Here is a 10017-nt window from a genome sequence, read left to right on the forward strand (position 1 = left end):
CCCCAAAGGCCCCGCCCCCGTCACGACGGACGTGACGGGGGCGGGGCGGTGGGACGCGCCAGGACGGGGCGACCTCAGAAGGTCAGGCCCCAGCTGTTGATGTAGCCGGTGTCGCCCGCGGCGTTGTCGCTGACCCGCAGCTTCCACGTGCCGTTGGCCACCTCGGAGGAGGCGTTCACCGTGTAGGTGGTGTTGATGTTGTCCGTGGAGGTGCCGGTGCCGTACGCCTTCAGCGTGTAGGCCGAGCCGTCGGGGGCGATCAGCTGGACCTGGAGGTCACCGATGTAGGTGTGGACGATGTTGACCGGCACCTGCAGGGTGGCCGGCGCGTTGCCGGTGACACCGCTGACGGTGATCGAGGACTCGACGGTCTTGTTGTCGCCGATCGTGTAGTCCGTGGCGTTGCTGAACGACTTGCCGGCCGGCGGCGTGGTGCCACCCGCGCCCACGTACAGCAGGCGGTTGGGCGAACCGGTGCCCGGGCTGGTGACCTTGCCGGAGACCGAGCCGGCCACCAGGGCCGAGGCGACGGTCGCCGGCGAGGCCGAGGTGTTGTCGGCCAGGTACAGCGCCGCGGCGCCCGCGACGTGCGGGGTGGCCATCGAGGTGCCGGAGATGGTGTTGGTCGCCGAGTCGCCGGTGTTCCAGGTCGACGTGATGGACGAGCCCGGGGCGAAGATGTCCAGGGCCGAGCCGTAGTTGGAGTAGCTGGCGCGCGCGTCGGTGCTGGTGGTGGCGCCGACGGTGATGGCCTCGCTCACCCGGGCCGGCGAACCGGTCGCGGTGACGGACTCGTTGCCCGCGGCGACCGCGAAGGTCACACCGGCGGCGATGGCGTTGCGCACCGCGGTGTCCAGGGTGGTGGAGGCTCCGCCGCCGAGGGACATGTTGGCGACGGCCGGCTTGACCGCGTTGGACGCGACCCAGTCGACGCCGTCGATCACGCCGGCGGTGGTGCCCTCGCCGTTGTTGTCCAGCACGCGGACGCCGACGATGTTCGCCTTCTTGGCCACACCGTAGGTGGAGCCCGCGATGGTGCCGGCGACGTGGGTGCCGTGGCCGTTCCCGTCCTGGGCGACGCTGTCGCCGTCGACCGCGTCGTAACCGTTGCGGGCACGGCCGCCGAAGTCGGAGTGCGAGATGCGCACGCCGGTGTCGATGACGTACGCCGTGACGCCGGCGCCGGCCGTGTCGTCGTAGGTGTACGAGCTGTTCAGCGGCAGCGCGGTCTGGTCGATGCGGTCCAGGCCCCAGGTGGGGTTGGTCTGCGTCGTCTGGGTGGTGAAGGTGCGGTTCTGCTCGACCAGCGCGACGGCCGGGTCGGCGGCCAGTTCGGCGGCCTCGGCCGCGGTGGCCTCGATCGTGTAGCCGTTGACCGCCTTGCGGAAGGTCTTCTCGACCTGGGCGCCGTGCTTCTTGGCGACGTCCTTGCCCTTGGCCGAGCCGGCCTTGGTGTCAGACTTCAGCGTGACGATGTAGCTGCCCTTGACCGCGTTGTCCGCGTTCGCGTAGGCGATCGTGCCGGTGGCCCCGGCCGCCTGGGCGGGAAGCGCGGTGAGCAGGCCGCCGGTGAGGGCGGCCGCGACCAGGGCGCCGGCGCCGGCGAGCATTCTGCTACGGGAGCTCCGCATGACTGCCATCCGAGGGTTCCTCCTGCTGAGGGGGAGCGGTGTCGGGAGGACCGGTCGGATCCGCCCGAAGGCCAGTGACGACAGGTACATGCCAAACACGGTCACCTCGACCTCGGCGGCTTCCCTGTCGTCAAGCCGAAAGATTGAAGCGTCTACGCGGATTGCACAAGGGCCCTGCGGGCACCGCCCGCCCACTTTCGCACGGCTGTAACACCGGTTTCACATAGCGGAACGACACAACGCCACCAAACGGCACACACACGCTCGGTAAACGAGACGAGGGTCACACCCCTCGGCCACAAGGAACGCACCGCCTCGCGTCCGGCATGTCACGCCATGGGCCTGACCTGGTACGGACCTCCCACCCGCCCTCGGCGGACCGCTTTCCGGGCTCCGGCGCCCGCGCCCCACCCCGACGGCCACCCGGCACGCAGAGTCACCCTCGCGCCGCCCGCCCACCCGCCCCGGAACACCCAACTCCTCTTCCCACCGCCCCCATTCACCCCTGCGCCCTTGACCCGCGTGGTCCAGACCAATAGCTTCCGCGCATGCGTCTGCCTCGAAGACTCTTCTCCGCAGCGGGAGTTGTCGCTCCCGCGCTCGCACTGGTCGTCGGGCTCGCCCCGGCCTCGTCCGCCGCTCCCGGCGACGCGCCCTCCACCACCGCCTCGTCCCGCTCGCACCACACCCCGCGGCAGGTCGGCTACTTCACCCAGTGGGGCGTCTACGGCCGTGACTACCAGGTCCAGGACGTCGATCTCAGCGGTACGGCCGAGCGGCTGACCCACCTCAACTACGCCTTCGGCAACGTGAGTCCGCAGGGCGAGTGCCTGATGGGCAACGTCCCCGGCGAGGCCGACGCCTGGGCGGACTACGTGCGGCCGCTGGCCGCCGCGGACTCGGTGGACGGCGTGGCCGACACCTGGGACCAGCCGCTGGCGGGCAACTTCCTGCAGCTGAAGAAGCTCAAGGAGAAGCACCCGGACCTCAAGGTGATGATCTCGCTGGGCGGCTGGTCCTGGTCGACCCACTTCTCCGACGCGGCCCGCACCGAAGCCTCCCGCAAGCGCTTCGTCTCCTCCTGCGTCGACCTGTACCTGAAGGGCGACCTGCCCGCGGACAGCGGCCGCGGCGGCCCGGGCTCGGCGGCGGGTGTCTTCGACGGCATCGACCTCGACTGGGAGTGGCCCGGCTCCTCCGGTGACACCGACACCGTCTTCCGTCCGGAGGACCGCAGGAACTTCACCAAGCTGGTCGCCGAGTTCCGCCGGCAGCTCGACGCGCTCGGCCGGCGGCAGGACAAGCACTACGAGCTGTCCGCGTTCGTGCCCACCGCCGAGGCCAAGATCGACGCCGGCTTCGACGTCCCGAAGATCATGCGGGACCTGGACTTCGTGACCCTGCAGGGCTACGACTTCCACGTCAGCGGCGAGCCGGCGACCGCGCAGCAGTCCGCCCTGTTCGCGGCCGGCGACTACAGCGTCCACGGCACCGTGGAGGCCTGGCGCAAGCGGGGCGCGCCGCTGCGCAAGCTCGTGGTGGGCGTCCCCTTCTACGGCCAGGGCTGGACCGGCGTGACCGGCGGCGGCGACGGCCTCGGGCAGCCGGCCGCGGGCCCGGCGCCCGCGCTGTGGGCGAACGGCTACGCCGACTACGAGGAGCTCAAGGCGCTGGCCGGGTCGGGCGGTTTCACCGTCCACCGGGACCGCGCCGGCGGCCACGCCTGGATCTTCGACGGCACCACGCTGTGGACCTACGACGACCCGCAGGTGCTGGCCCGCAAGGCCGCGTACGTGAAGGCCCGCGGGCTCGGCGGGGCGATGATCTGGTCGCTCGACGGGGACACCCCGGACGGAGAGCTGATCAAGGCCCTGGACGCCGGTCTGAACCGCTGATCACAGACCGGGACGCCGGTCCGAACCGCTGATCCACCCTCCGGGCACCGGTCCGGACCGCTGTTCCCGCCCGGCGCCGTACCGGGCCCGCCCGTGTCCGCACCCGCCTGCCGGGGCGGGCGCGGGCGGCCCCGCGTTTGCGCGTGCCGCCCCGGGACGGCACGCGGAACATCTCCCCCCGCTCACGGGCCGGTCACGGGCGCGGCACACCGTGTCCGCTCCGATACCGAAGCGCAACCGGCCGTGCCGCACGTTCCGCCGCTCCCCCGCGTCACAGTGGCGCAAGGGCACTCCGCAGGCGTCCGAGGACGCCGACATCCCAGGGGGGAACGGGAGATGAGCATCCCGCACACGACAGGAACCGTCATCGCGCCGGCCGGCCCGCGCCGGCTGCGCGCCCTGCTCGCGGGGGCGGCGGCCGCGGGGCTGCTGCTCACCGGCTGCTCGGCGAGCGACGGCAGCGGCACCGCGCAGGACAAGTCCGCCGCCCAGGAGGGCGCGCCCGCCCCCTCCGCCGCGCCCTCGCGGGGCGAGGACGACCGGGGCGGCGACCGGCTGTCCACGTTCGCGCTGGACGTGGACACCGCCTCCTACGGGTACGCCCGCAGCGCGCTGGCCGACGGGCGGCTGCCCGAGCCGTCGACGGTGCGGGCGGAGGAGTTCGTCAACAGCTTCCGGCAGGACTACCGCAGGCCGAAGGGCGACGGCTTCTCGGTGAGCCTGGACGGGGCGCGGGCCGGGGAGGCGGGCTGGGCGCTGATGCGGGTGGGGCTGGCCACCCGGCCCGAACCCGGCGCCGGTGACGGGGACCGGAAGCCGGCCGCGCTCACCTTCGTCGTGGACGTCTCCGGCTCGATGGCCGACGAGGGCCGGCTCGACCTGGTCCAGGAGGGGCTGCGCACGATGGCCGGCCGGCTGCGCGACGAGGACTCCGTCGCGCTGGTCGCCTTCAGCGACGAGGCCGAGACCGTCCTGCCGATGACCCGCGTCGGCGGGCACCGCGGCGAGGTCCGCGACGCCGTCGACCGGCTGGAGGCACTGTCCTCCACCAACCTGGCGGCGGGTGTGCGCGCCGGGTACACCGCGGCGCTGGACGGGCTGCGCGACGGCGCAACCAACCGGGTGGTGCTGATGTCGGACGCCCTGGCCAACACGGGGGAGACGGACGCCGACGCGATTCTCCGGGAGGTGGCGCACGCCCGCGCCGACCACGGGATCACCCTCTTCGGCGTGGGCGTGGGCAGCGAGTACGGGGACGACCTGATGGAGCGGCTCACCAACCGGGGCGACGGTCACACCGTCTACGTGTCCTCCACAGAGGAGGCGGAGCGGGTCTTCTCCGAGGACCTGCCCCGCAACGTGGACCTGGTGGCGCGGGACGCGAAGGCCCAGGTGGCCTTCGATCCCCGGACGGTGGCCGAGCACCGGCTGATCGGTTACGAGAACCGGCGGGTGGCCGACGAGGACTTCCGTGACGACCGGGTCGACGGGGGCGAGGTCGGCCCCGGGCACACGGTCACCGCGCTGTACGCGGTGCGGCTGAAGGAGGGGGAGTCGGGGCGCCTGGCCACGGCGACGGTGCGGTGGCTGGACCCGGAGACGAAGGAGGCGCGGGAGGCCTCCCGGTCGCTGGGGACCGGCGCGCTGCACGGCTCGGTGCGGGAGGCCTCGGCGCGGTTCCAGGTCACGGCGGTGGCGGCGCACTTCGCGGCGGCGCTGCGGGAGAGCGGGTTCGGCCCCGCGACGCCGAAGCTGTCGAGCCTCGCGGACCACGCGGACGCGCTGGCGGAGCGCACGGAGGACCCGCAGGTGCGGGAACTCGCCGAGGCGCTCCACCGGGCGGTCGCCCTCCGCGGCGGGGAGTGACCCCCCGCGGCCCGGTCACTGCCCCGGGCCGCGGGACCATTCGTACGGCGTCGTCGTGGTGACCCGGAGGAATCCGTAACGTTCGAGGATGGGGCGGCTGTACTCCGTGGAGTCGCTGTGGACGAGCCGCTTGCCGCGGGCGATCGCGGACCGGGCCCGCGCGGCCGTGAGGGCCCGGTAGACGCCCCGGCCGCGCCACTCCTTCCGGGTGCAGCCGCCCCAGATCCCGGCGAACTCCGTGCCGTCCACCGGCTCGAGCCGTCCGGCGCTCACCACCCGGCCGTCCTGCGCCTCGGCGACCCACAGTTCCAGGTCCTCGCCCGCGGCCAGCCGCCGCAGCTGCTCGTCGGCGTCGCGGGCGCCGCCGTCGGCGGCGTGGCCGAACACCTCGGCCTGCATGCGGCACATGGCGCGGACGTCCGCCTCCCCGGTCACCTGCCGCAGCGTCACGCCCGACGGCAGCGGGACCTCCACGGCGAGCGCGTGGGCGTCGCCGACCATCACCGACTCGGGGTCCTCGGGGACGAAGTCGTGTTCCAGCAGCGCCTCGTGGAGGCCGGGTGCGTGGTCGTGGCCGCGGGTCTTCCACTCCGCGCGGACCACCGAGGGGTCCGCCCGGAAGTGGTCCACCGCCCCGGCGACCAGCCGGCGCACCTCGGCGGCGTCGGGGCTGCCGAGGTCCTCATAGGTGACGAAGCCGCGGCCGCCCTCGTAGCGGGCGAGGTGGAGCGGACCCAGCCGGGTCACGGCCAGGGCGCTGGAGGTCTCCGCGTCGGTGCGCAGCTGGGTGTCGTAGGCCCGCAGGAGGGCGGTGGCGTGGTCCATGGGGGCGAACTCTGCGCCCCCGCCCTCCCGGGGGCAAGCGAATATCAGGGCCGCATCGACCGGTTGGGCCACCACACCAGCGCCCCGAGGTCCCGTGCCAGCGACGGCACCAGCAGTGAGCGCACCACCAGGGTGTCCAGCAGCACGCCGAACGCGACGATGAAGGCGATGAACGCCATGAAGGCCAGCGGGATGACGGTGAGCGCCGCGAAGGTGGCGGCCAGCACCACGCCCGCCGAGGTGATCACCCCGCCGGTGGCGGCGAGCCCGGTGCGGATGCCCTCCCGGGTGCCGTGCCGCAGGGTCTCCTCGCGGACCCGGGTCATCAGGAAGATGTTGTAGTCGACGCCCAGCGCCACCAGGAACACGAACCCGTAGAGCGGCACGGAGGCGTCGGTGCCGGTGAAGCCGAAGCCGAAGCGGAAGAGCAGCGCGGTGACGCCGAGGGTGGCCAGGTAGTTGAGTCCCACCGTGAGCACCAGCAGGACGGGCAGGAGCAGGCCCCGCAGGAGCACCACGAGGATCACCAGGATGATCGCCAGCACCACCGGCACGATCAGGGTGCGGTCCCGCGCGGCGGTGGCCTGGGTGTCGTACTGCTGGGCGGTGTACCCGCCGACCAGCGCGTCGGCGCCCTGCACCGCGTGCACGGCGTCGCGCAGCCGGGGGATGGTCGCCTTGGCGGCGTCGCTGTCCGCGGCCGCCTCCAGCGTGGCGTCGATCCGCACCTCGCCGTCGACCACCAGCGGCTTCCCGCGCCCGGGGCCCTCCGCGGAGACCGGCACGGCGCGGCTGACGCCCTCGGTCGCGGCGGCCGCCCGGGTGACCTCCTCGACCCGGTCGGCACGCGCGACGATCACCGCGGGGTTGCCGGAGCCGGCCGGGAAGTGCCGCCCCAGCGCCTGCTGCCCGGTCACGGACGGGGCGTCGTTGACGAAGATCTCGTCGAGCGGGGTCCCCTTGGCGGCGAGCAGCGGGGAGAAGGCGGCGCAGACGGCCAGGCCGATCAGGGCGGTGATCCAGATGCGGCGCGGCCTGCGGTCCACCAGGTCGGCGACGCGGTGCCACAGGCCGTGCTCCCGGCGCGCCTTCTGCTTGGCCGAGGCGGGACGGGTGGGCCAGTAGGCGGCGTTGCCCAGCAGCACCAGGACGGCCGGCAGGAAGGTGAGCGCGGCAGCCATCGCGCAGACGACGCCGATCGCGCCGACCGGGCCGAGCGCGCGGTTGTTGGACAGGTCGCTGACCATCAGGACCAGCAGGCCGAGGGCCACCGTGAGGCCGCTCGCGGTGACCGCGCCCGCGGTCTGCCGCAGGGCGGTGCGCATGGCGGCGTACTTCTCGTGGCCCAGGGCCAGTTCCTCGCGGAACCGGGCGGTGAGCAGCAGGGCGTAGTCGGTGGCCGCGCCGATCACCAGGATGAAGAGGATGCCCTGCACCTGCCCGTCGACGGAGACCACGTCCCGCCGGGCCAGCGCGTACACCACGGCGCAGGCGAGGGAGAGCGCGAACACCGAGGTGATGATGACGACCAGCGGCAGCAGGACGCTCCGGTAGACGACGAGCAGGATGAGCAGCACCACGCACAGCGCCACCAGGAGCAGGATGCCGTCGATCCCCGCGAATGCCTCGGAGAGGTCGGCTCGGGTGGCGGCCGGTCCGGTGACGTAGGCGTTCATGCCGTCGACCCGGGCCGCGTCGGAGCGGATGGAGTCGACGGCGGCCTGGGACTCCTCCTCGTCGGCCGACTCCAGCGGCAGCACGGCGGACAGGGCCCGCCCGTCCTCGGAGGGGATCAGCCGGCCCGCGCCGGGGGTGTCGGCCTTCACGCCGGGTGTCCTGGCGGCCTCGGCGAGGGCCTCGCCGGCGGCCCGGCGCTGGGCCGCGGTGACGCGTCCCTCCTCGGTCACCCAGACGAGGATGGCGGGCACGGTCTCGTCGCGCTCGAACTTCCGCTGGAGCTCGGCGACCTTGGTCGACTCCGCGCTCTCGGGCAGGAACGCGGCCTGGTCGTTGGTGGCGACGCCGCTGAGCTTCCCGGCGTACGGGCCGAGGACGCCTCCGGCCAGCAGCCAGACGACCACCACGAGCAGGACGGGAACGAGCCTCCGCCACCGGCGGGATGCTTGCATGGGCTGTCTCCTCCGCTGCACCGTCAGGTCTTGCCGCCCTGTGCGGAGCCTACGGTTCCAAGTGCCCGGTGCCCCGGCTGGCGCGCCCCATCCCCCGCGGGCGGGTGCACCGTCCTCCCGCGCCGGTGCGGAGATCCGCCGTCAGGGACCGGGGGCCAGTTCGGCCGGGTCCGTGCCCTCCGAGACCACCAGGACGGCGCTCTCCCGGTCCGGGCCCACCGCGAGCGCCTCGGCCGGGTCGATGCCCTCGATCCGGTAGGCGCCGGTCACCTGCCCCGGGCCCTCCTTCGGCTCCTCCCCGACGCGGCCGGTGTCGTCGCAGCGCGGGACGACGGCGATGCCCAGCCTCTCCTCGACGGTGAAGTCCTTGAGGGTCACCCCGTCGTGGTACATCCGCCCGTCGTACTCCACCCGCACAGGGCAGTCGGCCGCCAGGCTCTCCGCCTCCTCCACCTGCGCGCCGCACGCGACCACGCCCACCGCCATGACCGCCGCCGTCACCGCCACCGCCACCCGCGCCGTGCGCGTTCCCCGCTTCATGAGTTCCGCCTCTCCGGAGGCCGCCCGGCCTCACGGAACCTCGACGCGGCGGACCGCCTCTTCGTTCACCGTCCCGAACGACCCCGTGAACACGCGTTCGGTGAAACGCCGTCACCTGGGTAGACGGCCGTCGACGGCGGCCGGACGGCGGCCCGTCGTGCTGACGGCGAGGGGGAGGACGGCATGACCACCACACCCGGGGAGCGGATACCGGCGACGGGCCGCCGTCGCCGCTTCGACCTGCACTCGACGGCGATGCAGTTCGGCCTGCTCGCCGTGCTGGTGCTGATGCTGGGGCTGGTGGCCCGGGTCGCCGCGGGGGCGATCGGCCGCCGGCCCGGGTGGATCGCCGTGCTGGCGCTGCTGGCGGTCTTCGCCCTCCTGGCCGTGCGGCGACGCCGGCGGCGCCGCTCGGTCGCCCAGCTGGCCCGCACCACCGCCGACGCGCTCGACCTCGCCACCGAGACGGCGATGGACGAGCTGGAGACCGAGCCGGCGCCCGCCACGCCCGCCTCCGACCTGCCCGCCTCCGCTCCGGAACCGACGGTGGCGCTGCCTCCGCTGCCCGACTACGACGCCATGGACGCCGACGAGTTCGAGCAGGCGGTGGCCGCGTTGTGCGAGCGGGACGGCTGCACCGGCGTCGAGGTGGTGGGCGGCGCGGGCGACCTGGGGGCGGACGTCCTCGCCGTCGCCCCGGACGGCCGCCGGGTGGTGGTGCAGTGCAAGCGCTACAGCACCACCAACAAGGTCGGCTCCCAGGACCTCCAGCGCTTCGGCGGCACCTGCTTCACCGTCCACGAGGCGCACGTCGCCGCCCTCGTCACCACCAGCGACTTCACCGCCCCCGCCCTGGAGTACGCCGAGCAGTGCGGCATCCTCTGCCTGGACCGCGAGGCGCTGCTCGCCTGGACGCTGGGCGCCGCACTGCCGCCCTGGGGCGCACCCGCTCCCGCCTGACCGGGACCGTGCGCCCGGGCGCGGTGCCTAGCCGACCGGCTTCAGCACCTCGACGGCCACCTCCCGGCGCGCATCAACCAGTTCCGCGGCGATCCGTTCGTCGCGGGCCGCGTCGGTGGTGACCCGGGCAGGTTCGTCCGGGCCGAGCACCAGGCAGTGCCGACGCAGGTG

7 protein-coding genes are annotated in these 10017 nt (G+C 73.7%); 3 read left to right on the forward strand and 4 right to left on the reverse strand.

Going from position 1 to position 10017, the window contains the following annotated elements; translation table 11 throughout:
* Nucleotides 1-74: 74 nt before the first annotated feature.
* Nucleotides 75-1640, reverse strand: coding sequence for a S8 family peptidase (locus tag ACOV8S_RS15565; RefSeq protein ID WP_448318417.1), 1566 nt, complete (start codon nt 1638-1640; stop codon nt 75-77).
* Between the two features lie 539 nt (nt 1641-2179).
* On the opposite strand from ACOV8S_RS15565, the gene ACOV8S_RS15570 reads away from it, so the two are divergent.
* On the forward strand, nt 2180-3526 hold the full coding sequence (locus ACOV8S_RS15570) for a glycoside hydrolase family 18 protein (protein ID WP_448318418.1): 1347 nt from the start codon (nt 2180-2182) through the stop codon (nt 3524-3526).
* Nucleotides 3527-3862: 336 nt separating this feature from the next.
* A complete protein-coding gene (locus ACOV8S_RS15575; RefSeq protein ID WP_448318419.1) occupies nt 3863-5392 on the forward strand; it encodes a YfbK domain-containing protein in 1530 nt (509 codons plus the stop codon).
* 15 nt (nt 5393-5407) lie between these two features.
* On the opposite strand, the gene ACOV8S_RS15580 is transcribed toward ACOV8S_RS15575, so the two are convergent.
* The 3 genes from ACOV8S_RS15580 to ACOV8S_RS15590 all read right to left on the reverse strand — a co-directional run bounded on the left by ACOV8S_RS15580 (nt 5408) and on the right by ACOV8S_RS15590 (nt 8886).
* On the reverse strand, nt 5408-6217 hold the full coding sequence (locus ACOV8S_RS15580) for a GNAT family N-acetyltransferase (RefSeq protein WP_448318420.1): 810 nt from the start codon (nt 6215-6217) through the stop codon (nt 5408-5410).
* A gap of 44 nt (nt 6218-6261) precedes the next feature.
* A complete protein-coding gene (locus ACOV8S_RS15585) occupies nt 6262-8346 on the reverse strand; it encodes an MMPL family transporter (RefSeq protein WP_448318421.1) in 2085 nt (694 codons plus the stop codon).
* A 141-nt stretch (nt 8347-8487) separates the two neighbouring features.
* Nucleotides 8488-8886 (reverse strand): DUF6281 family protein, encoded by a 399-nt coding sequence (locus ACOV8S_RS15590; RefSeq protein WP_448318422.1) that lies wholly within the window; start codon nt 8884-8886, stop codon nt 8488-8490.
* A 183-nt stretch (nt 8887-9069) separates the two neighbouring features.
* Between ACOV8S_RS15590 and ACOV8S_RS15595 the strand changes: the two genes are divergently transcribed.
* On the forward strand, nt 9070-9846 hold the full coding sequence (locus tag ACOV8S_RS15595) for a restriction endonuclease (RefSeq protein ID WP_448318423.1): 777 nt from the start codon (nt 9070-9072) through the stop codon (nt 9844-9846).
* Nucleotides 9847-10017 lie beyond the last annotated feature (171 nt).

Source organism: Streptomyces sp. CO7 (assembly GCF_053474865.1).

What these genes read in the sequence shown, in the direction of transcription:
- ACOV8S_RS15565 (WP_448318417.1), bottom strand. Translation starts at nt 1,640, where the DNA reads ATGGCAGTCATGCGGAGCTCCCGTAGCAGAATGCTCGCCGGCGCCGGC.
- ACOV8S_RS15595 (WP_448318423.1), top strand. Translation starts at nt 9,070, where the DNA reads ATGACCACCACACCCGGGGAGCGGATACCGGCGACGGGCCGCCGTCGC.
- ACOV8S_RS15570 (WP_448318418.1), top strand. Translation starts at nt 2,180, where the DNA reads ATGCGTCTGCCTCGAAGACTCTTCTCCGCAGCGGGAGTTGTCGCTCCC.
- ACOV8S_RS15590 (WP_448318422.1), bottom strand. Translation starts at nt 8,886, where the DNA reads ATGAAGCGGGGAACGCGCACGGCGCGGGTGGCGGTGGCGGTGACGGCG.
- ACOV8S_RS15585 (WP_448318421.1), bottom strand. Translation starts at nt 8,346, where the DNA reads ATGCAAGCATCCCGCCGGTGGCGGAGGCTCGTTCCCGTCCTGCTCGTG.
- ACOV8S_RS15580 (WP_448318420.1), bottom strand. Translation starts at nt 6,217, where the DNA reads ATGGACCACGCCACCGCCCTCCTGCGGGCCTACGACACCCAGCTGCGC.
- ACOV8S_RS15575 (WP_448318419.1), top strand. Translation starts at nt 3,863, where the DNA reads ATGAGCATCCCGCACACGACAGGAACCGTCATCGCGCCGGCCGGCCCG.